This window comes from Streptomyces phaeofaciens (genome assembly GCF_014648915.1).
GTDB lineage: Bacteria > Actinomycetota > Actinomycetes > Streptomycetales > Streptomycetaceae > Streptomyces > Streptomyces phaeofaciens.
In genome coordinates this window covers 1-24479 of the sequence record NZ_BMSA01000009.1, presented here as the reverse complement: position 1 = coordinate 24479, position 24479 = coordinate 1, and the positions used below count along the sequence as shown (strand labels likewise).

2 protein-coding genes are annotated in these 24479 nt (G+C 75.9%); both read right to left on the bottom strand.

What is annotated here, in order from left to right; all coding sequences use genetic code 11:
- Nucleotides 1-39: 39 nt before the first annotated feature.
- Nucleotides 40-15747 carry a type I polyketide synthase gene (locus IE275_RS16810; RefSeq protein WP_189712119.1) on the bottom strand — a complete coding sequence of 5236 codons (15708 nt, stop codon included), beginning with the start codon at nt 15745-15747 and terminating at the stop codon, nt 40-42.
- Nucleotides 15744-24479 (bottom strand): type I polyketide synthase (locus tag IE275_RS16805; protein WP_189712118.1); only part of this gene is annotated, 8736 nt, incomplete at its 5' end. The genes IE275_RS16810 and IE275_RS16805, both read right to left, overlap by 4 nt.

Here is a 24479-nt window from a genome sequence, read left to right as displayed (position 1 = left end):
GGGCAGGGCGCGTCGTGCGCGGGGCGGGTGCCCGCGCGGTCAGCCCGTGCCGAATTTCTTGTCGATGTAGTCGAAGAGCTCGTCGTCCGTGGCCGAGTCGAGTTCGTGCGACGCGGCGGTGTCGTTCAGCGCCTCGGCCCGGGTCTCGCGCCATGCCGACAGCAGGGTCTGGAGTCGTTCCGTGACGCTGTCGAGCGCCTCGTCGTCCAGGTCCGTGCCGGCGAGTACGTCCGGGGTGAGGGCGGTGAGCGCGGATTCGAGCCGGCCGATGTCCTCCAGGAGCGGGACGGTCGGCGTCGAGGGCGCGGGGGCCAGTTCGGTGAGCAGGTGGCGGGCCAGGGCTGCCGGGGTGGGGAAGTCGAACACCAGGGTCGCGGGGAGCCGGTGGCCGCTGGCCGCGGTGAGCCGGTTGCGCAGCTCCACCGCGGTCAGCGAGTCGAAGCCGGCTTCCTTGAAGGACTGTCCGGCGCCGACGGCGTCCGGGCCGCCGTGGCCGAGGACCGTGGCGACATGGGTGCGTACGACGTCCAGGAGCACGCGTTCACGCTCCTCCTCCGGGAGCCCTTCGAGCCGGTCGCGCAGGCTGCCGCTGGTGTCGGGTGTCCGCGCGTCCCGGGTCCGGGCGGTGTCCGGGAGCAGGTCGCGCAGGAGCGCGGGGACCGGTACCCCGGCCTCCCGGGCCTGGGCCCGCAGGGCGCCCAGTTCCAGTCGGGCCGGCACCAGGACCGCTTCGGCGCGCCGGCCGGCGGCGTCGAACAGGGCGAGGCCGAGCTCGGCGGGCATGGGGCTGACGCCGCCGCGTGCCATCCGGACGCGGTCGGCCTCGTCGAGCCGTCCGCCCATGCCGGTGCCCTCCGCCCACAGGCCCCAGGCCAGGGACTGCGCGGGCAGGCCCTGGGTCCTGCGGTGCCGGGCGAAGGCGTCCAGGAAGGCGTTGGCCGCCGCGTAGTTGGCCATGCCGGGGCTGCCGAACGTGCCGGAGAACGAGGAGTACAGCACGAACGCCGACAGCTCCAGGGTCTTCGTCAGCTCGTGCAGGGCGAGTACGGCGTCGACCTTGGGGCGCAGGACCCGGTCCAGCCCGTCCGGGGTCAGGGTGCCGATCACGCCGTCCTCGGTGACGCCCGCCGTGTGGATCACTGCGGTGAGGGGGTGGGCCTCGGGAACGTCCGCCAGGAGGCGGGCGAGCGCGGCACGGTCGGCCACGTCGCAGGCGGCGACGGTCACCTGTGCGCCGAGTTCGGCGAGTTCCGCGCGGAGTTCGGGCATGCCGTCGCCGGCGGCGCCGCGCCGGGCGGCGAGCAGCAGGTGCCGGGCCTTGTGCTCGGTGACCAGGTGCCGGGCCAGCGGACGGGCGAGGCCGCCCGTGGCGCCGGTGATGAGGACGGTGCCCTCGGGGTCCAGGGGTACGGGCGCGGCGAATCCGGCCGAACCGGCTGAACCGGCCGACGTGGTGGGTTCGGCGGAGCCGGCCGGGATCGCCGGCTCGGCCGATCCCGCCCGCGCCAGCCGGGCCACCAGTACCCGGCCCGCGCGCAGGGCGAGCTGGGGCTCGCCGGTGCCGGTGGCCGGCCCGGCCGGCTCCGCCGTCGCGAGGGCCGCGCCGACGCCGTGCGGCAGGCGCCGCAGCGACTGCGGGTGGCCGTCCGTGTCGACGAGCAGGAACCGGTCGGGGTTCTCCGACTGCGCCGAACGCACCAGGCCCCACACGGGGGCGCTCGTCAGGCCGGGCACCTCCTCGGCCGGGTGCGTGGACACCGCTCCGCTGGTCAGCACCACCAGCCGGGACTCGGCGAACCGCTCGTCGGCCAGCCAGCCCTGGAGCAGGGCGAGGGCTTCGCGGGCGGTGGCGCGGGCCTGCTCGGCCGGGTCCGCGGAGGCGACGGCGGTCAGCGGGGCGAGGACGACCGGGGGTACAGGTGCGCCGCTCGCGACGGCGAGCCGCAGGGCGGCCTGATCGGCGTACGTCTCGCAGCCCGTGCCCGCCGCGCGCAGGGCGTCGGTCAGGTCCGGGTCCGGCGTGCCGAGCAGCGCCCAGGGGCCGGTGGCCGTGGTCGTCCCGGGCAGGGGCGGCAGGGCCTTCCAGTCGAGCCGGAACATCGAGTCGCCGCCGCCCGCGCCGGGCAGCCGGCCCGGGGAGACCGGGCGCGAGACCACCGCGTCGACCTCGGCCACGGGGGTTCCGTCGGTGTCCGTCACGGTCACCGCGAGGGTGTCCGGGCCGGCCGGGCGCAGGGTGACGCGCAGGCCGGTGGCCGCGGTCGGGGTGTGCACCCGGATGCCGCGCCAGGAGAACGGGCGTGTCGCCCGCATCCCGCCGGCCGCCGCGCCCATGAGCGCTTCGGCGGCGGCCGCCTGCAACGCCCCGTCGAGCAGGGCGGGATGCAGGGTGAAGCCGTCGGCCGGTATCCCGTCGGGCAGCCGGACCTCGGCGAGGATCTCGGTGGTGTCGGACGGGCCGTCCGGCGCGGTCCGCCGCCAGACGGCGCGCAACCCCTGGAAGGCGGGGCCGTACGCCACTCCGGCCTCGGCGAGCCGTTCGTGGAAGCCGGTGAGGGGCACCGGTTCGGCGCCGGCGGGCGGCCAGGCGGTGGTCGTGCGCTCCGGGCGCGGTCCGGTGGCCGTGAGGGTTCCCTCGGCGTGCCGGGTCCACGCCTCGGCGCCGTCGGCCCGGGAGTGCAGGGTGAACGGGCGGCGCCCGCCGCCGTCGTCTCCGGTCACGGTGAGCCGCAGGGCCACGGCGCCCGTCTCGGGCACCACCAGCGGTGCCTCCAGGGTGAGTTCCTCGACCTGCTCGTGGCCGGTCTCGTGGCCGGCCCGCAGCGCCAGTTCGGCGAACGCCGCGCCGGGCAGCAGGGCCGAGCCCAGGACGAGATGGTCCGCCAGCCACGGGTGGGTGGCGAGGGAGAGCCGGCCGGTGAGGACGAGGCCGTCGGAGTCGGGCAGTTCGAGGGCGGCGCCGAGCAGCGGGTGCCCGGTGGCGCCGAGGCCGAGACCGGTGGCGTCGCCCGCCGGGCGGGCGGCCGCCCGCGGCCAGTAGCGGCGGCGCTGGAACGGGTAGGTCGGCAGCTCCGCCGGGCGGCCGGACCGGCCGGCGAACACGGTGTCCCAGTCGGGTGTCGCGCCGTGCGCCTGGGCCTCGGCCAGTGACCGCAGGAAGCGGTCGGGGCCGCCCTCGTCGCGGCGCAGCGAGCCGACGGCGTGGGCGTCGCACGCCAGGTCGTCGAAGGTCTCCTGGAGGCCGAGGGTCAGTACGGGGTGCGGGCTGGTCTCGACGAAGAGCCGGAAGTCGTCCTCGACGAGCCGTCGGGCGGCCCGGTCGAGGCGGACCGGCTGCCGCAGGTTGGTGTACCAGTAGGCGGCGTCGAGTTCGCGGGTGTCGAGCCAGTCGCCGGTGACCGTCGACAGGAACGGGACGTCCCCGGCGCGCGGGGTGACGGGTGCCAGCGCGGCGAGCAGTTCGTCGCGCAGCGACTCCACCTGGGCGGAGTGGGAGGCGTAGTCCACCGGGATGCGGCGGGCCCGGATCTCCTCGGCCGCGCAGCCGGCGAGCAGCTCGTCGAGGGCCTCGGGTTCGCCGGAGACCACGACCGAGCCGGGGCCGTTGACCGCGGCGACCGACAGCCTTCCGCCGAAGGGCTCCAGACGGTCCGTCAGCTCGCTCTCCGGCAGCGCCACCGACACCATGCCTCCGTGTCCGGCGAGCGCGCCCAGCGCCTTGCTGCGCAGGGCGACCACCCGGGCGGCGTCCGGCAGCGACAGGGCGCCCGCGACACAGGCGGCGGCTATCTCGCCCTGGGAGTGACCCACCACCGCGGCGGGTCGCACGCCGTGGGCCCGCCACAGTTCGGCCAGCGAGACCATCACGGCGAACAGCAGCGGCTGTACGACGTCCACCCGCTCCAGCGGCGGGGTGCCGGGCAGGCCGCGCAGCACGTCGGCCGGCGACCAGTCGACGTGGGCGCGAAGGGCCGCGGAGCACTCCGCGAACCGCTGCGCGAACACCGGTGAGGTGTCGAGGAGTTCGGTGGCCATGCCGGCCCACTGGGAGCCCTGGCCGGGGAAGACGAAGACGGTCCGGCCGTCGGACCCGGCGGTCGCCTCCAGCACGTCGGGATCGCTGTCGCCCTGGGCGAGCGCGGTCAGGGCGCGCCGGAACCCGTCGGGGCCGTCGGCGAGCAGCACGGCCCGGTGGGCGAACGCGGTGCGGGAGGTGGCCAGGGCGTGTCCGATGGCGGCGAGGTCGTCCTCCGGGTGGGCGTCCAGGTGGGCGCGCAGCCGGACGGCCTGTTCGCGCAGGGCGGCGGGGCTCTTCGCGGACACGGGCCACGGCAGGAGCGCCGGGCCGTCGGCGATGTCGGCGAGGGTCTCCTCGGCGGCGGGTTCCGGTGCCTGTTCGAGGATCACGTGGGCGTTGGTGCCGCTCATGCCGAAGGAGGAGACGCCGGCGCGGCGGGGCCGTTCGGCGGCCGGCCACGGTGTGTGGCCGGTCAGCAGTGCCACCGCCCCCGACGACCAGTCGACATGCGGCGACGGCTCGTCCACGTGCAGCGTGCGCGGCAGCTCACCGTGCCGCATCGCCAACACCATCTTGATCACACCCGCCACACCCGCGGCAGCCTGCGTATGACCGATGTTCGACTTCACCGACCCCAGCCACAACGGCCGGCCACCGTCACGATCCTGGCCGTACGTGGCCAGCAACGCCTGCGCCTCGATCGGATCACCCAGCGTCGTACCCGTACCGTGCGCCTCGACCACATCCACCTCGGACGCCGCCAGCCGCGCGTTCGCCAACGCCTGCCGGATCACCCGCTGCTGCGACGGACCGTTCGGCGCCGTCAGACCATTGGACGCACCGTCCTGGTTCACCGCACTGCCCCGCAGCACCGCCAGCACCGGATGCCCGTTGCGCTCCGCATCCGACAACCGCTCCACCAGCAGCATGCCCACACCCTCACCCCAGCCCGTCCCGTCCGCGGCCGCCGCGAACGGCTTGCAGCGACCGTCCTGGGCGAGGCCCCGCTGGCGGGAGAACTCGGTGAAGGGGCCGGGGGTGCTCATGACGGACACCCCGCCCGCCAGCGCGAGCGTGCACTCGCCCTGCCGCAGGGCCTGCGCCGCGAGGTGCAGGGCGACCAGCGAGGACGAACAGGCGGTGTCCACGGTGACCGTGGGGCCCTCCAGGCCGAAGGTGTAGGCGAGCCGGCCGGACACCACGCTGGCCGCGTTGCCGGTGGCCAGGTAACCGCCCAGGTCCTCGGTGGAGTTCAGCAGCAGGCTCGCGTAGTCCTGGCCGTTGGAGCCGACGTAGACGCCGGTACGGCTGCCGCGCAGGGTGTCCGGGTCGATGCCGGCGGCCTCGAACGCCTCCCAGGAGGTCTCCAGGAGCAGCCTCTGCTGCGGGTCCATCGCCAGCGCCTCGCGCGGGCTGATGCCGAAGAAGCCGGCGTCGAACTCCCCGGCGTCGTGGAGGAATCCGCCCTCGCGGACATAGCTGGTCCCCGGCTGTTCCGGGTCGGGGTCGAAGAGCCGCTCCAGGTCCCAGCCGCGGTCGTCGGGGAAGGCGCCGATCGCGTCGACACCGTCGCGCAGCTGCCGCCACAGCTGCCGCGGGGAGCGCACGCCGCCGGGGAAACGGCAGCTCATGGCGACGATGGCGAGCGGTTCGTCGTACGGCGTCGTGGCCGTGGCGGGCTCGCCGGGCGCGGCCGGCCGGCCGCCGAGGAGTTCCGTGAGGAGGTGGCGGGCCAGTTCGCGGGGGGTGGGGTGGTCGAAGACGAGGGTGGCGGGCAGGGGCAGGCCGGTGGCGGCGGTGAGCGCGTTGCGCAGCTCCAGCGCGGACAGCGAGTCGAAGCCCAGCTCGCGGAAGGCGGTCCGGGTGGGGACGGCGTCCTTGGTGGCGTGGCCGAGGACGTGCGCCGCCTGCTCGCGCACCAGATCCTGGGCCAGGCGCTGCCGTTCGTCGTCGCCGGACAGTTCCGTCAGGCGGCGCACCAGGTCGGCGGCGCCGCCGGTCGCGGCCCGTGCCGCGCCGGTGGTGTCGACGCCGGGCAGGCCGGTGAGCAGGGTCCGCTGCCGGGGGCCGGTCAGCGGGGCGGCGAACCGTGCCCAGTCCACGTCGGCGACGACGAGGTGCGCCGCGTCCTGGCTCCAGCAGCGCTCCAGCACCCCGAGCGCCGTGTCCGGGTCCATCGGGGTCACGCCGCCGCGCGCGAGACGCTGTGCGGTCTCCCGGGTCTGCGCCATTCCGGCGTCGGCCCAGGCGCCCCAGCCGACGGAGAGGGCGGGCAGGCCTTCGGCACGCCGCTGTGCGGCCAGCGCGTCCAGCTCGGCGTTGGCCGCCGCGTAGTTGGCCTGGCCGGCGCTGCCGACGGCTCCGGCGACGGAGGAGAACAGCACGAACGCCGACAGGTCCAGGCCGCGGGTCTGCTCGTGCAGGTGCCGGGCCCCGTCGGCCTTGGCCCGCAGCACGGCCGCGAACCGGTCGGGCGTCAGCCCGTCCAGGACCCCGTCGTCCAGCACTCCGGCCGCGTGCAGTACGGCGGTCAGCGGCCGGTCGGCGGGGATCGCGGCCAGCAGGGCGGCCAGCGCGTCCGGGTCGGCCACGTCGCAGGCCGCGACGGTGATCTCGGCGCCGAGCGCGGTCAGTTCGTCCCGCAGCCGGTCCGCGCCCTCGGCGGCGGGGCCCCGGCGGCCGGCCAGCACCAGGTGCCGGGCGCCGTGCCGGACGAGCCACCGGGCGACCTGGGCGCCGAGCGCGCCGGTGCCTCCGGTGACCAGGACCGAGCCGGACAGCCGGGGCGCCGGCACCGGGCCGGCCGGCCCGGACGCGCGCACCAGGCGTCGTACGAACACGCCGGAGGTGCGGACCGCCAGCTCGGTCTCCTCCCCCGGGTCCGTGAGCAGGCCCGCGAGGCGGGCGCCGGTCCGGTCGTCGGGCGTCTCGGGGAGGTCGATCAGCCCGCCCCAGCGGTCGGGGTGTTCCAGGGCAGCGACCCGCCCGAGGCCCCACACCCGCGCCTGCGGTGCGGCGTGCACCGGGTCCGCGGGGCCGGTCGAGACCGCACCGCTGGTCACGCACCACAGCGGGGCGGTGATCCCGGCGTCGCCGAGGGCCTGGATCAGGGTGAGCGTGTCCTGCGCGCCGCGCGCGTGATCGGCGGCGAGCAGTGACAGCACGCCGTCGACCGCCGGCCCGTCGGCCTCGCCGGTCCCGGCGAGCCGTTCGGCGAGTGCGGTACGGCCGTCCGTGCCCGCCTCGACGGTGACCGTCCGGGCGCCGTGCGCGCCGAGGGCGCCGGCCGCCCCGGTGCCCCACTCCGGCAGTTCACGGCCGCCGGGGACGACGACCAGCCAGCGGCCGGACAGCGCGGGAGCGGCGGGGTGGGCCGACGGCTGCCAGGTGATCCGGTGCAGCCAGGTGTCGGTCACGGACCGGGTGCGGCTGTGCTGCCGCCAGGAGGTCAGGGCCGGGAGCACCGCGTCCAGTGAGGACCGCTGCCCGTCGGCGACGGCCAGGGTGTCGGCGACGGCGGCGACGTCGGCACGCTCGACGGCGTCCCAGAACGCGGCCTCGGCCGGGTCCGTGGCGGGCGCCGGGTGGGCGTCGGCCGGGGCCTGCGGCCAGTACCGGCGGTGCTGGAAGGCGTAGGTGGGCAGTTCGGCCGGAGCGGCGCCCCGGTCGGCGAAGAACCGCGCCCAGTCCACCGGCACGCCCCGGGTGTGGACGCCGGCGAGGGCGCCGACCAGGGTCGGGGCCTCGGGGCGGCCCTCCCGCAGCAGCGGTACGCACGTCACCTCGGCGCCGTCGGCCGCCGTCGCGTTCAGCGTCTCCTGGGCCATCGCGGTCAGCACGCCGTCCGGGCCCAGCTCGATCAGCGTGGTCACGCCCTGTCCGGCCAGCGCCCGGATCCCGTCGGCGAACCGGACCGGCCGGCGCACCTGGCGCACCCAGTACTCGGGCGAGGACAGTTCCTCGGGCGTGGCGGGCTCCCCCGTCACGTTCGAGATCAGGCCGATCGTCGGCGGACGGAACGTCAGTCCGGCGGCCACCTCGCGGAACTCGGCCAGCATGGGCTCCATGCGGGCGGAGTGGAAGGCGTGCGAGACCGGGAGCCGCTTCGTCCTGCGGCCCTGGGCGGCGAAGGCGGCGGCGATCTCCAGGACGGCGTCCTCGTCGCCCGAGACCACTGTGGCCGTCGGCCCGTTGACCGCGGCGATCGACACCCCGTCCACGAGGGCCGCCGCCACTTCCTCCTCGGTGGCCTGCACCGCCGCCATCGCGCCGCCCTCGGGCAGCGCCTCCATCAGGCGGCCGCGGGCCGCCACGAGCGCGCAGGCGTCGTCCAGCGAGAGGACGCCCGCCACATGGGCGGCCGACAGCTCGCCGATCGAGTGGCCCGCGAGCCAGTCCGGGGTCACGCCCCAGGACTCGACGAGCCGGTGGAGCGCGACCTCCAGGGCGAACAGGGCCGCCTGCGTGTACACCGTCCGGTCGAGGGCGGCCGGGTCCTCGGCCACGACCTCGCGCAGGGAGCGGTCCAGGCGTCCCTCGAAGCGCTCGTACACCTCGTCCAGGGCCCGCGCGAACGCCGGGAACGCCGCGTACAGTTCGCCGCCCATGCCGGTGCGCTGCGCGCCCTGGCCGGTGAACAGGAAGCCGACCCGGCCGCGGCCGGCGGTCACGCCCCGCACCAGGCCGGGGGCGGTGTGTCCGGCGGCCAGCGCGGCCAGTCCGGCGAGGAGTTCCGCGCGGCTCTCGGCGACGATCGCCGCCCGGTGGTCGAGGCGGGTCCGGGACACGGCCAGGGACAGGCCGACGCCGGCGGGGTCGGCCTGCGGTGCCGTCCGCAGGTGGGCGTGCAGCCGCTGGGCCTGGGCGGTCAGGGCGGCCTCGGTGCGGCCCGAGAGCAGCCACGGCAGGGCGGGGCCCGGTGTCGCCGGGGCGGTGGGTGCCGCGGTGGCGACCGGTTCCGCCGGGGCCTGTTCGAGGATCGCGTGGGCGTTGGTGCCGCTGATGCCGAAGGAGGAGACGGCCGCGCGGCGCGGCCGGTCCACGGCGGGCCAGTCGCGGGCCTCGGTGAGCAGTTCCACGGCGCCCGCCGACCAGTCCACCTGCCGGGACGGCTCGTCCACGTGCAGGGTGCGGGGCAGCACGCCGTGCCGCAGCGCCATCACCGTCTTGATGACACCCGCGACACCGGCGGCGGCCTGGGTGTGGCCGATGTTGGACTTCACCGAGCCCAGCCACAGGGGCCGTCCGGCGTCGCGGCCCTGGCCGTAGGTGGCCAGCAGGGCCTGCGCCTCGATCGGGTCGCCGAGGGTGGTGCCGGTGCCGTGCGCCTCCATCGCGTCGACGTCGCCGGCGGCGAGTCCGGCGGCGTCCAGGGCCTGCCGGATGACCCGCTGCTGGGCGGGGCCGTTGGGGGCGGTCAGCCCGTTGGACGCGCCGTCCTGGTTGATCGCGCTGCCCTTGACCAGGGCCAGCACCTGGTGGCCGTGGCGGCGGGCGTCGGACAGCCGCTCCAGCAGGAGCAGGCCGACGCCCTCGGCGAGCCCGGTGCCGTCGGCGGCGTCCGCGAACGCCTTCACCCGGCCGTCGGCGGCCAGGCCGCGCTGCCGGGAGAACTCCACGAAGGTGGTGGGCGTGGCCATCACGGTCGCCCCGCCGGCGAGGGCGAGGGTGCACTCGCCGTTGCGCAGCGACTGCGCGGCCAGGTGCAGGGCGACCAGCGAGGACGAACAGGCGGTGTCGACGGTCACCGCGGGGCCCTCGAGCCCGAAGGTGTACGCCAGCCGTCCGGAGGCCGCGCTGAGCGAGTTGGCGGTGCCCAGGTAGCCCTCGTCGCCGTCGACGGCGGAGGCGACCTGGGTGTCGTAGCCCTGGTACATCACGCCGGCGAAGACGCCGGTCCTGGTGCCCTTCAGGGTGCCGGTGTCGATGCCGGCCCGTTCGAAGACCTCCCAGGACGTTTCCAGGAGGAGCCGCTGCTGGGGGTCCATGATGCCCGCCTCGCGCGGCGAGATGCCGAACAGGCCGGGGTCGAAGTGTCCGGCGTCGTAGAGGAATCCGCCCTCGGAGGTGGCGGAGGTGCCGGGCCGGTCGGGGCCGGCGTCGCGCAGCAGCCGTTCCAGGTCCCAGCCGCGGTCGGTGGGGAACGCGCCGGTTCCCTCGCCGCCGTCGACGACCAGCTGCCACAGGTCCTCGGGGGACCGGACGCCGCCGGGGAAGCGGCAGGCCATGCCGACGACGGCGATCGGCTCGTCGGTGCGGACCGCGGCCCGCCGGCCGCCCGCGCTGGCCGCCTCGCCGGGGTGTCCGGTGCCGAGGAGTTCGGTGCCCAGGTGGCGGGCCAGTCCCTCGGGGGTGGGGTAGTCGAAGACCAGGGTGGGGGGCAGCCGCAGGCCGGTGGCGGTGCTGAGCCGGTTGCGGAGTTCCACGGCCGTCAGCGAGTCGAAGCCGAGGTCCTTGAACGCCTGGCCCGGCTCGACGGTGTGCGGTGACGCGTGGCCCAGCACGGCGGCCGCATGGGTGCGGACCAGGTCCTCCAGGGCGCGGTCGCGTTCGGCCGGGGGCAGTGCGGCGAGCCGTCGGGCCGTGTCCGGCAGTGTGCCGTCCGGGCGGGCGGCGGAGCGGGTCGCCGCCGGCCGGGCCGGGCGGTGCAGCAGTCCGCGCAGCAGATGCGGCTGCTCGCCGTCGCCGAGCGCGGCGCGCATCCGGGCGGGGTCCAGGTGCATGGGGGCCAGGACGGCGTCGTCGTACCGGCCGGCCAGGTCGAACAGGGCCATGCCCTCGGCGGCCGTCAGCGGGGCCATGCCCCGGCGCCGGATCCGGGCCAGGCCGGCCTCGTCGAGGCGGCCGGCCATGTCGGAGTCGGCCAGGTCCCACAGTCCCCAGGCCAGCGACCGGGCGGGCAGTCCGGCCGCCCTGCGGTGGGCGGCGAGGGCGTCCAGGAAGGAGTTGGCCGCGGCGTAACCGGCCTGGCCCGCGCCGCCCATGAGTCCGGCGGCGGAGGAGAACAGCACGAACGCCGACAGGTCGAGGCCGCGGGTCAGCTCGTGCAGGTGCCAGGCGCCGTCCGTCTTGGGCCGCAGGACGCGGGCCAGCCGGTCCGGGTCGAGGGCGGCCAGGACGCCGTCGTCCAGGACGCCTGCGGTGTGTACGACGGCGGTCAGCGGGTGCTCGGCGGGGATCGCGGCCAGCAGCCCGGCCAGCGCGTCCCGGTCGGCGACGTCCACGGCGGCCACCCGCGCCGAGGCGCCCAGCGCCTCCAGCTCGGCGACCAGTTCCGCGGCGCCCGGTGCCGCCGGGCCGCGGCGGCTGGTCAGCAGCAGCTGCCGGACGCCGTACTCGGCCACGAGATGCCGGGCGAGGACCTTGCCGAGGGCGCCGGTGCCGCCGGTGACCAGGACCGTGCCCTCGGCGTCGAGCGGCTCGGCGGGCTCGGTGCGCGCGGAGGGTGTGGTACGGGCCAGCCGGGCGGCGAGGGCGACGCCGTCGCGGACCGCGAGCTGGGGTTCGCCGGTGGCGAGCGCCGCGAGTGCCGTGCCGGGAGACTCCGTGTCGAGGTCCAGCAGGACGAAGCGGCCCGGGTGTTCGGTCTGCGCGGAGCGCACCAGACCCCACACGGCGGCGGCCACTGGGTCCGTCACCGGGTCGGCGGCCGTCGCGGCCATCGCGCCACGGGTCACGACCACCAGCCGTGAGGCCGCGGTCGCCTCCTCGGCCAGCCAGGAGCGCAGCAGCGTCAGCGCGGCGGTCACGGCACCGTGGACGGCGTCCGCGTCCGGCGGTCCGCCCGTCACCGGTGCCAGTACGAGGTCCGGCAGCGGATCGCCGGACGCGGTCAGCTCGGCGGCTGTCCGGTACGCCGGTGCCGGGGCGAGCCCGTCCGGCAGCCCGGTCCCGTCGCCCAGCACGGCGTACGCGACGGCGGCGGACGGTGTGGGGACCGGGGTCCACTCCACGCGGAACAGCGAGCCGTGGGGTGCGCTGCCCGCGTCCGGCCGGCCCGTGTCCAGCGGGCGCAGGGTCAGCGACTCGACGGAGGCGACCGGCGCGCCGGAGACGTCGCTCACCGCCAGCGACATCGCGTCCGTGCCCGACGGGGACAGCCGCACCCGCAGGGTCGTGGCGCCGGTGGCGTGGAGGGTCACGCCCGTCCACGAGAACGGCAGCCGGACTCCGTCGCCCGCCGGGGTGCCGGCGGCGATCGCGTGGAGGGCGGCGTCCAGCAGCGCGGGGTGGAGGCCGTAGCTCTCGGCGTCGGCCGCCGCGTCCCGCGGCAGCTCCACCTCGGCGGCCAGTCCGTCGTCGCAGCGCCAGACGGCGCGCAGGCCCTGGAACAGGGGGCCGTACTCCAGACCGGCCGCGGCGAGCCGGTCGTACAGGTCGTCGATCGGCACCGGGCGGGCGCCCGCGGGCGGCCAGGCCGCCGGGTCGGAGGGCGTGGCGGGGGCCGGTCCGGTGCCCTCTGCCAGGGCGCCTTCGGCGTGCAGGGTCCACGGCTCCTCGGCGGCGGCGCCCGCCGGGCGGGCGTGCACGCTCAGCCGGCGCAGCCCGGCCGGGCCGGGTGCGCCCACCAGCAGCTGGATGTCGACCGGGGCGGACGCGGAGAGCACCAGCGGCGCGTGCAGGGTGAGTTCGGCGAGCCGGCCGCAGCCGACCCGGTCGCCCGCGTGGACGGCCAGCTCCACGAACGCGGTCCCGGGCAGCAGGACGGTGCCCGTGACCGCGTGGTCGGCGAGCCAGGGGTGGGTGGCCGGGGAGAGCCGGCCGGTCAGCAGGAAACCGTTCCCGTCGGCCAGCGTCACCGCGGCACCCAGCAGCGGGTGTTCGGCCGGGCCGAGACCGAGTCCGGCGGTGTCGCCGGGCCGTCCGGCCTCCTCCAGCCAGTAGCGCTCGTGCTGGAAGGCGTACGTGGGCAGTTCGGCCCGGCCGGCGCCGTACCCGGCGAACAGGGCCGGCCAGTCGACCCGTACGCCCTGGGTGTGGGCCTCGGCGAGGGAGAGCAGGAGGCGTTCGGTGCCGCCCTCGCCACGGCGCAGGGTGCCCAGGGCGGCGGCCGCGCCGTCGATGCCGGAGAGCACCTCCTGCATGCCCATGGTGAGGACGGGGTGCGGGCTGACCTCGATGAAGACCGGGCGGGCGCCCGCGCACAGGGTACGGACGGCGTCCTCGAAGCGGACGGTCCTGCGCAGATTGCGGTACCAGTAGGCGGCGTCGAGGCCGGCGGTGTCGAGGGGTTCACCGGTCACCGTCGAGCAGAACGTCACCTGCGCGGAGCGGGGCGCGATCGGCGCGAGCGCGGTCAGCAGGCGCTCCTCGACGGCCTCCACGTGGGCGGAGTGGGAGGCGTAGTCGACGGCGACCCGGCGGGCCCTGACGCCCTGGGCCTCGCAGTCGGCGAGCAGTTCGTCCAGGGCCTCGGTGTCCCCGGAGACGACGACGGAGGCGGGCCCGTTGACGGCGGCGACGGAGAGCCGGTCCGCCCACCGGGCGAGGCGCCGCTCCAGGTCGGCGACCGGCAGCGCCGCCGAGACCATGCCGCCCCGGCCGGACAGGTCGACGAGGGCCTGGCTGCGCAGGGCGACGACCCGGGCCGCGTCCTGGAGGGTGAGGGCGCCCGCCACACAGGCGGCGGCGATCTCGCCCTGGGAGTGGCCGAGCACGGCGGTCGGCCGGACGCCGTGCGCCCGCCAGACCTCGGCCAGCGACACCATCACCGCGAACAGCACCGGCTGGACCACGTCGACCCGGTCCAGGGACGGCGCACCGCTCACGCCTCGTACGACGTCGAGCAGCGACCAGTCGGTGTACGGGGCCAGGGCGTCCGCGCACTCCCGCATCCGGGCGGCGAACACCTCGGAGGAGTCGAGCAGTTCGACGGCCATGCCGGCCCACTGGGAGCCCTGGCCGGGGAAGACGAAGACGATGTCCTCGGCGTGGCCGCCGGCCGTGCCGCGCACCACGCCGGCCGCGGCCCCGCCGTCGGCCAGGCTGTCCAGGCCCCGGAGCAGCGCGTCGCGGCCGGTGCCGACGACCACCGCGCGGTGCTCGAACAGCGCCCGCTCGCCGGCGAGCGACCGCCCCACGTCGGCCGGGCGCAGCCCGGGGCGGGCGCGCAGGTGCGCGGCGAGCCGGGCGGCCTGCTCGGTGAGGGCGGACTCGCCGCGGCCGGACAGGATCCACGGCAGCGGGCCCTCGGTGCCGTCCGCGGGCGCCGCCGCCTCCTCCTCCGGCACCGGTTCGGGCTCTTCGAGGATGACGTGGGCGTTGGTGCCGCTGACGCCGAAGGAGGAGACGCCGGCGCGGCGCGGGCGGCCGGTCGGCGGCCAGGGGGTGTTCTCGGTGAGCAGTTCGACGGCGCCCGCGGTCCAGTCGACCTCGGGGGTCGGCCGGTCGATGTGCAGGGTGCGGGGCAGGACGCCGTGCCGCATCGCCATCACGGTCTTGATGACGCCCGCGACTCCGGCGGCGGCCTGGGTGTGGCCGATGTTGGACTTCACCGAGCCCAGCCGCAGCGGCCGGCCGTCGGTGCGGTCCTGGCCGTACGCGGCCAGCAGGGCCTGCGCCTCGATGGGGTCGCCGAGGCTGGTGCCGGTGCCGTGCGCCTCGACCGCGTCCACGTCGGCCGGGGTCAGCCGGGCGTCGGCCAGCGCCTGCCGGATCACCCGCTGCTGGGCGGGGCCGTTGGGCGCGGTGAGCCGGCTGCTGGCGCCGTCCTGGTTGACGGCGGATCCGCGCACCACGGCGAGCACGGGGTGCCCGTTGCGGCGGGCGTCGGAGAGCCGCTCCAGCAGGAGCATGCCGATGCCCTCGCCCCAGCCGGTGCCGTCGGCCGCGCCGGCGAACGGCTTGCACCGCCCGTCGGCGGCCAGCCCGCGCTGCCGGGAGAACTCCAGGAACGTGCTCGGCGAGGACATCACGGTGACCCCGCCGGCCAGGGCGAGGGAGCACTCGCCGCCCCGCAGCGCCTGGGCGGCCAGGTGCAGGGTGACCAGGGACGAGGAGCAGGCGGTGTCCACGGTCACGGCCGGCCCTTCGAGGCCCAGCGTGTAGGCGACCCGGCCGGAGGCAATGCTGCCCGCGCTGCCCTGGCTGAGGTAGCCCTCGAACTCCTCGGGGATGTCGTGCAGTCGGGCCAGGTAGTCGTGGTACATCACCCCGGCGAAAACGCCGGTACGGCTGCCGCGCACCGACCTCGGATCGATGCCGGCGTGCTCGAACGCCTCCCAGGAGCCTTCCAGCAGCAGCCGCTGCTGGGGGTCCATGGCGACCGCCTCACGCGGTGAGATGCCGAAGAACGTGGCGTCGAACCCGGCCGCGTCGTGCAGGAACCCGCCCTCCCGCACATAGGAGGTGCCGGGGTGGTCCGGGTCGGGGTCGAACAGCCCGTCCAGGTCCCAGCCGCGGTCGGTGGGGAACCCCGAGACGGCGTCGGTGCCGGAGGACACCAGCCGCCACAGGTCGTCCGGTGAGTGGACGCCGCCGGGGAACCGGCAGCTCATGCCGACGATGGCGATGAGCTCCTGCTCGGCGGACTCGACCTCGCGCAGCCGCTGCCGCGTCTGGTGCAGGTCGGCGATGACCCGCTTGAGGTAGTCCCGAAGCTTCTGCTCGTTCTCCACGTGTCGTTCGCTCCTGGTGGCGTTCGGAAGGCGTTGGGGTTCGTTCACCGGGCGGGGTTCGTTCTCGGGGCGGGGTTCGCTCACCGGACGGGGTTCGTTCTCCGGACGGCTCATGACAGGCCGAGGTCCTTGTCGATCAGGTCGAAGAGTTCGTCGTCGGTCGCCGAGTCGAGCCGGTCCACGACGTCGAGGCCGTCGGCCGGCTCCTCGGCGCCGCCCGCCGGGCCGCGTCCGGTGCCGAGCTTGGACAGCAGGGCCTCCAGCCGCAGCACGGCCCGGACCCGTTCGGTCGGGTCGTCGGCGATCTCGGTGAGCCGTGCCTCCAGCCGGTCGAGTTCCTCGGCGACCGACCGGGTTCCGGCCGGGACGGCGGGCGCCAGCTCGGCACCGAGGTGACGGGCGAGTTCGGCCGGGGACGGATGGTCGAAGAGCAAGGTGGCGGGCAGCCGCAGTCCGGTGACCGAGGCCAGCCGGGTCCGCAGTTCGACGGCGGTCAGCGAGTCGAAGCCGGCCTCCATGAAGCCGCGCCCCGGCTCGAACGCCTCGACGGTGCGGTGCCCGAGGACGGCCGCCGCCTCTCTGCGCACCACCTGGAGCACGGCGCGTTCCCGCTCGCTCTGCGGCAGCCCGGCGAGCTGCCGGACGAAACCGTCCGAATCCTCCGACCCCGTCTCCCCGTCGCCGGGCCGCCCCGCCGTGCGGACCGGCACGGGCACCAGCCCGCGCAGCAGCGCCGGTACGGCCGTCCCGCGGGCGGCCCGGGCCCGCAGGCCCGCCAGATCCAGCCGTACGGGCACCGGCACCGGTTCGTCCGCGGCGTGCGCGGCGTCGAACAGCGCCAGGCCCTCGGGGACGGACAGCGGGGTCATGCCCAGCCGCCGGATCCGGGCCACGTCGGCCTCGGCCAGACCGCCGGCCATGCCCGCGTCGCCCTGGTCCCACAGTCCCCAGGCCAGCGAGGTGGCCGTCAGACCCTGGTCGCGCCGGTGCCGGGCGAGGGCGTCCAGGAAGGAGTTGGCCGCGGCGTAGGCGGCCTGGCCCGCGCCGCCGAACACCCCGGCGGCGGAGGAGAACAGCACGAACGCCGACAGGTCGAGTTCCCGGGTCAGCTCGTGCAGGTGCCAGGCTGCGTCCACCTTGGGCCGCAGTACCCCGGCCAACCGGTCGTGGCCGTAGGTGGCCAGCATGCCGTCGTCCAGGACGCCTGCGGTGTGCACGACGGCGGTCAGCGGGTGCCCGGCGGGGATCCCGGCCAGCAGCCCGGCCAGCGCGTCCCGGTCGGCGACGTCCACGGCGGCCACCCGCACCGAGGCGCCCAGCGCCTCCAGCTCGGCGACCAGCTCCACCGCGCCCGGCGCTTCCGGGCCCCGGCGGCTGGTCAGCAGCAGCTGCCGGACGCCGTACTCGGCCACCAGATGCCGGGCGAGGACCGCGCCGAGCGCGCCGGTGCCGCCGGTGACCAGCACCGTGCCCTCGGCGTCCCAGGCCGGCGTTCCGCCGTCCCCGCCCGTCATCCGCTCCAGACGCGGCAGCCGTACGGTTCCGGCGCGCAGCGCGAGCTGCGGGTCGAGAGGGCCGGCGCCCACGAGGTCGGCCAGCCCCCGCCAGGACGCGTCGTGGCCGTCGAGGTCCAGCAGGACGAACCGGTCGGGATGCTCCGACTGCGCGGACCGCACCAGACCCCAGACCGCGGCCTGCGCCAGGTCCGGCGACGGCTCGTCCGGGGCTCCGGTGGCGACCGCGTCGCGGGTCACCACCACCAGCCGGGCGCCCGCCGGCCGCTCCTCGGCCAGCCACTGCCGGGCCGAGGCGAGCACCGCGCCGGTGGCCGAGGCGACGGCCTCGGGCGCGCCGGGACGCGGTCCCGAGGCATCGAGGAGAACCAGATCCGGCACGGTGCCGCCGAGCGACGCCAGGTCGGGGCAGGCCGTGACCTGGACGCCGTTCGCCCGCAGCGCGTCGGCCAGCCCGAGGGCGTCCGGCCCGACCAGGGCACAGGTCGCGGCTGGGGAAACCGATGCCGTCCTCGCCGTGTCCGTGTCCGTGACCCAGCCGAGCCGGAACAGGGCGTCCCCGTGTCCGCCCCGGGCGGCCCTCAGCTGCTCCTCGGTCACCGGGCGCAGGGTCAGGGACTCGACGGTGGCCACCGGCAGCCCGCTGCGGTCCGCGACGTCCAGCGCCACCGCGCCCGACTCCGCGACCGACAGCCGCACCCGCAGGGCGGTGGCCCCGGCGGAGTGCATCCGCACCCCGGACCAGGCGTACGGCAGCCCGGTGGCCGCTTCCTCCCTCAGGCCGAGGGTGTGCAGGGCGGCGTCCAGCAGCGCCGGGTGCAGAGCGAACAGATCCGTACCGGCCAGGGTGTCCCCGGCCAGGGCGACTTCGGCGAACAGCTGGTCGCCGAGACGCCAGGCGGCCCGCAGTCCCTGGAACACCGGCCCGTACGCGAATCCGGCCCCGGCCGCACGGTCGTAGAGGGTGTCGACCGGCAGCGGTGTCGCCCCCGCCGGAGGCCAGACCGCCCAGTCGGCGGAGGGGGCGTCCGTCCCGACCCCGGCGACCACCAGCACGCCGGACGCGTGGCGGGTCCATTCCTCGTCGTCCGCCGCCCGCTCCGGCCGCGAGTGCACGCTGAAGTCGCGCCGCCCGTCCCCGTCCGGCCCGTTCACCAGCAACTGGAAGCGGACACCGCCCTGTTCGGGCAGGACCAGCGGTGCTTCGAGTGTCAGTTCCGCCACCTCGTCGCATCCGCCGCGGTCCGCCGCCCGCAGCGCCAGCTCGACGAAGGCCGTGCCCGGCAGCAGGACGGTGCCCATGACCGCGTGGTCGGCGAGCCAGGGGTGGGTGTCCAGCGACAGCCGCCCGGTGAACAACAGCCCACCGGTGTCGGGCAGTTCGACGGCGGCCCCCAGCAGCGGATGGCCCGCCGCCCCCAGCCCCACGGCCTCCACATCACCGCCGGCCCGACCACGGGCCAGCCAGTACCGCTCCCGCTGGAAGGCGTACGTCGGCAGCTCCACCCGACGCGCGCCCCGACCGGCGAAGAACTCCGCCCAAGCGACCGGCACTCCCTGCGTGTGGGCGTGGGCGATCGCGGTGGTCAGGGTCTCGGTCTCCGGGCGACCGGCACGCAGGAGCGGAAGGCCCAGGGCCTGAACGCCCTCCGGCAGACACTCCTGGCTCATGGCGGACAGAACACCGTCCGGACCGAGTTCGATCAGCGTACCGACGCCCTGAGCGACGAGTGTGCCCATGCCGTCGGCGAAACGGACCGCCTCACGGGCATGGCGGACCCAGTACTCCGGGTCGCACAGCTCGGCGGCGGTGGCGAGTTCACCCGTCAGATTCGACACGACCGGGATACGCGGGGACTCGTACGACAGGCCCTCCGCAACCTGTCGGAAGTCCGCCAGCATCGGCTCCATGCGCGACGAGTGGAAGGCGTGGGAGACCGAGAGCCGCTTGGTCCTACGGCCCTCGAAGGCGCCCGCGACCGCGAGGACCGCCTCCTCGTCACCCGAAATCACCGTGGAAGAAGGGCCGTTGACGGCAGCGATCGACACCCCGTCGACCAGGGCAGCCGTCACCTCGGCCTCGGTCGCCTGCACGGCCACCATCGCGCCGCCCTCCGGCAACGCCTGCATCAACCGGCCCCGCGCCGCCACGAGCCGGCACGCGTCGTCCAGCGACCACACACCCGCCACATGCGCCGCCGCCAACTCACCGATGGAATGGCCGAGCAGCATCTGCGGGCGGATACCCCAGGACTCCAGCAGCCGGAACAGCGCCACTTCGAGAGCGAACAGCCCCGCCTGCGCATACACGGTCCGATCGAGAGCCGAACCGCCCCCGAACACCACCTCCCGCAACGACAGACCCCCGAACCGCGCACACACCGCGTCGAAGGCATCCGCGAACACCGGGAAAGACTCGTACAACTCCCGCCCCATACCGGCACGTTGCGAACCCTGCCCCGTGAACAGGAACCCGACCCGGCCGTCCTCGGCGGCCACACCCTGGACCAGACCCGGCGCCCCCTGCCCCTCGGCCAGCGCACCCAAGGCCTCCAGGAACCCGTCCCGGTCGGCGGCGACCACGGCGGCCCGCTGCTCCAGGGCCGACCGAGAGGTCGCCAGCGACAGACCCACATCGGCGGGCTCCGGCTCCGGCATGGCCAGCACATGGGCCCGCAGCCGCTCGGCCTGGGCCCTCAGCGCTTCCGGGGTACGTCCGGACAGCACCCACGGCACCACCGGCGAGGTCACCGTCGTCATCGGCGCATCGGCCGAAGTCCGTTCCGGGGCCTGTTCGATGATGGTGTGCGCGTTGGTGCCGCTGATCCCGAACGACGACACCGCCGCCCGACGGGGCCGGTCCGCCGAAGGCCACTCCCGTGCCTCCGCCAGCAGCTCCACCGCACCCGCCGACCAGTCGACCTGCCGCGACGGCTCGTCGACGTGCAGGGTGCGCGGCAGCACACCGTGCCGCATCGCCATCACCATCTTGATCACACCGGCCACGCCGGCCGCGGCCTGCGTGTGCCCGATGTTGGACTTCACGGAGCCGAGCCACACCGGCCGGTCCTCCGGGCGGTCCTGCCCGTAGGTGGCGAGCAGCGCCTGCGCCTCGATCGGGTCGCCCAGCCGGGTGCCCGTACCGTGCGCCTCCACCGCGTCCACGTCCGTCGTCGACAGGCCCGCGTTGGCCAGCGCCTGCCGGATCACCCGCTGCTGCGAGGGACCGTTCGGGGCGCTGAGGCCGTTGCTCGCGCCGTCCTGATTGACGGCCGAGCCACGGATCACCGCGAGCACCGGGTGGCCGTTGCGTTCCGCGTCCGACAGCCGCTCCAGGAGGAGCATGCCCGCGCCCTCGGCCAGTCCGGTGCCGTCCGCCTCGGCGGAGAACGCCTTGCAGCGGCCGTCGGCCGCGAGGCCGCGCTGCCGGGAGAACTCCACGAACGTCGTCGGCGTCGACATCACGGAGACCCCGCCCGCCAGCGCCAGTTCGCACTCACCGGACCGCAGCGCCTGGGCGGCGAGATGCAGGGCGACCAGCGAGGAGGAGCACGCGGTGTCCACCGTCACCGCCGGGCCCTCCAGGCCGAAGGTGTAGGCGACCCGGCCGGAGGCGATGCTGCCCGAGGTGCCGGAGCCCAGGTAGCCGTCCACGCCCTCGGGAAGGTCCCCCACCTGGGAGGCGTAGTCCTGGTACATGATCCCGGCGAAGACTCCGGTGCTGCTGCCCTTCAGCGTGCCGGGGTCGATGCCGGCGCGTTCGAACGCCTCCCAGGAGGTCTCCAGGAGCAGCCGGTGCTGCGGGTCCATGGCCAGCGCCTCGCGCGGTACGACACCGAAGAACCCGGGGTCGAACCGCGCCGCGTCGTAGAGGAATCCGCCGTCGCGGGCGTAGGACGTGCCCGTGCTGTCCTGGTTCGGGTCGTAGAGCCGTTCCAGGTCCCAGCCGCGGTCGGTGGGGAATCCGCCGATGCCGTCGCCGCCGGTGGCGACCAGCCGCCACAGGTCCTCGGGCGACTCGACGCCGCCGGGGTAGCGGCAGGCCATGCCGACGACGGCGATCGGCTCGTCCGCCACGGCCGTGCGCGCGGTCGCCGCCGCCGTGGCGGCCCGCTCGTCCTCGTCGTCGCCCAGCAGGCCGGTGCGTATGTGGTCGGCCAGGGCGGCCGGGGTCGGATGGTCGAAGACCAGGGTCGCGGGCAGCCGCAGGTCCGTGGCCGTGGTGAGGCGGTTGCGGAGCTGCACCGCCGTGAGCGAGTCGAAGCCCAGCTCGGTGAAGGCCCGGCCGGCCTCGATCCGGTCGCCGGACGCATGCCCCAGCACGGTCGCGACCTCGCGCCGAACGAGTTCCAGGAGCGTACGGGTGCGATCGGCCGCCGGCAGGGCGAGCAGCCGTGCCTTCAGCGACTGCCGGTCGGCGAAGGCCGTTCCGGCTTCCGAGCGGCGCTTGGCGGGCCTGCGCAGCAGGCCGCGCAGTGGGGCGGGGACCGCCGCCGCCGGTTCGGCGGCCGGTGCGGCGGTGTCGAGGCGCATCGGGACGAGGACCGGTTCGGCGACCGCGCCCGTGGCGGTCGTCGCGTCGAACAGGGCCAGGCCCTCGGCGAAGGACAATGCGGTGATCCCGGCGCGCCGCAAGCGGTTCAGGTCCGTGTCGTCCAGGGCGCCCGCCATGCCGCCGGTCTGCTCCCACAGGCCCCAGGCCAACGAACGGGCGGGCAGCCCGGCCGTGTGCCGGTGGACCGCCAGCGCGTCAAGGAAGGCGTTGGCGGCGGCGTAGTTCGCCTGGCCGGCGCCGCCCAGCACGCCGGCCACGGACGAGAACAGCACGAACGCCGACAGGTCGAGGTCCCGGGTCTGCTCGTGCAGGTTCCAGGCCCCGTCCACCTTGGGGCGCAGCACCCCGGCCAGGCGTTCCGGGGTCAGTGCGCCGAGCACTCCGTCGTCGAGCACGCCGGCCGTGTGCACCACGCCCCGCAGCGGCCGCTCGGCCGGGATGTCCGCCAGCACCCGCGCCAGCGCGTCCCGATCCGCCGCGTCGCACGCGGCCACGGTCACCTCGGCGCCGAGTGCGGTCAGTTCGTCCCGCAACTCCGCCGCGCCCGGGGCGGTGAGGCCCCGACGGCTGGTCAACAGCAGGTGGCGTACGCCGTGTTCGGCGACGAGATGCCGGGCCACGACCGCGCCGAGCGCGCCCGTGCCGCCGGTGACGAGCACCGTGCCCTCGGTGTCCCAGGTTCCGGCTTCCGGCACCGCCGTCGTCCTGGCCAGCCGGGGCACGCGTACGGCGTCCCCCCGGACGGCGAGCTGCGGCTCGGCGGAGGCGAGCGCCGACGCCAGCACCGATGGGGAGACCGTGCTGTCGTCTTCGTCCGTGCCGAGGTCGACCAACACGAACCGTTCCGGGTGCTCCGACTGCGCCGAACGCACCAGCCCCCACACGGCGGCCGACGCCGGATCGACGACGTCCTCGCCCACTTCGACGGCCACCGCACCGCGCGTGACCACGACCAGACGAGCCTGCTCGAAACGGTCGTCCGCCTGCCAGGCCTGGATCAGCTCCAGCGCCCACCGGGCCGCCGCGTGCGCGCGTGCGGGCATGCCGTCCTCACCGGCGGCCACGGGCACGGGCGCCAGGACGACGTCGGGCAGCGGCCCGCTCGCGGCGGCCAGCTCGGCCGGACTCCCGTACTCCGCGTAGGCCGGATGCGTCGGGACCGTGCCGCCGTCGCCCAGCACCGCCCACGACCGCGAGGCTTCGGCAGGCTCGGCGGTGTCCGGCAGGGTGGGCCACTCGACCCGGAACAGCGCCCCCTGGTGCCCGGGGCGCGCGGCGTCGAACCGCTCGGCGTCCACCGGTCGTACGGTCAGCGCGTCTACCGTGGCGACGGTCAGGCCGGAGGCGTCGGTGAGCGTCAGCGCCAGCGCGTCCGTTCCGGCGCGGGACAGGCGTGCCCGCAGTGCGGTGGCGCCCGTCGCGTGCAGGGTCACCCCGGACCAGGAGAACGGCAGGCGCGCCCGACCGGTGTCGTCGATCAGGTCGCCCAGTCCGACCGCGTGCAGCGCCGAGTCCAGCAGCGCCGGGTGCAGACCGTACCGGCCGGCCTCGTCGGCCATGTCCTCCGGCAGGGCGACCTCGGCGAACAGTTCCCCGTCGCGTCGCCATACGGCCCGCAGCCCCTGGAAGACCGGCCCGTAGGCCAGCCCCAGGCCCGCCAGGCTCTCGTACAGCCCCTCGACCGGCACGGGTTCGGCGTCGGCCGGCGGCCAGGCCGGTGCATCGGGCCCGGTCGGGCCGTCGTCCGGGCTCAGGACGCCTTCGGCGTGCCGCGTCCACGTCCGGGCGTCGGAGGGGTCGTCCCCCGGCCGGGAGTACACGGTCAGGGTCCGCCGCCCCGCCTCGTCGACGTCACCGACCGCCAACTGGATCTGTACGGCGCCCCGTTCGGGCACGATCAGCGGGTTCTCGAAGGTCAGCTCGGCGATCCGGCCGCAGCCGACCTGGTCCCCCGCCCAGAAGGCCAGGTCCACCAGCGCGGTGCCCGGCAGCGGAACCGCGCCCAGGACGGTGTGGTCGGCGAGCCACGGATGCGTGTCCAGCGACAGTCGGCCGACGAGCAACAGACCACCGGTGTGGGGCAGTTCGACGACCGCGTCCAGCAGGGGGTGCCCGGCCGCGCCCGGCACACCCGGCTCCGCGTCCCCGGCGGACCGCCCACCGACCAGCCAGTACCGCTCGTGCTGGAAGGCGTACGTCGGCAGTTCCACCTGCCGCGCGCCACGACCCGCGAAGAGCGCCGCCCAGTCGACCGGGACACCCCGCACATGGACCGCCGCGACGGCCGAGGCCGACGTCAGGCCCTCGGCGCGGTCACCGCGCAACACCGGCACGAACACCGCGTCGGTCTCGGCGGCGGTGTCCTGACCCATGGCGGACAGGACACCGTCCGGACCGAGTTCGACGAACGTGGTCACGCCTTGGCCCAGCAGCGTCCGCACCCCGTCGGCGAAGCGGACGGCCTCGCGGACATGGCGGACCCAGTACTCCGGATCGCACAGCTCGTCGGCCGTCGCCAACTCGCCCGTCAGGTTGGACACGACCGGGATGCGCGGGGACTCGTACGACAGGCTCTCGGCCACCTCGCGGAACTCCGCGAGCATCGGCTCCATGCGGTGGGAGTGGAAGGCGTGCGAGACCGTGAGCCGCTTGGTCTTACGGCCCTCGAAGGCGGCCGCGACCGCGAGGACCGCGTCCTCGTCACCCGAAATCACCGTGGCCGAAGGGCCGTTGACGGCAGCGATCGACACCCCGTCGACCAGGGCAGCCGTCACCTC

Coding starts and splice junctions, on each gene's coding strand:
- IE275_RS16810 (WP_189712119.1), bottom strand. CDS start 15,747: ATGAGCCGTCCGGAGAACGAACCCCGTCCGGTGAGCGAACCCCGCCCC.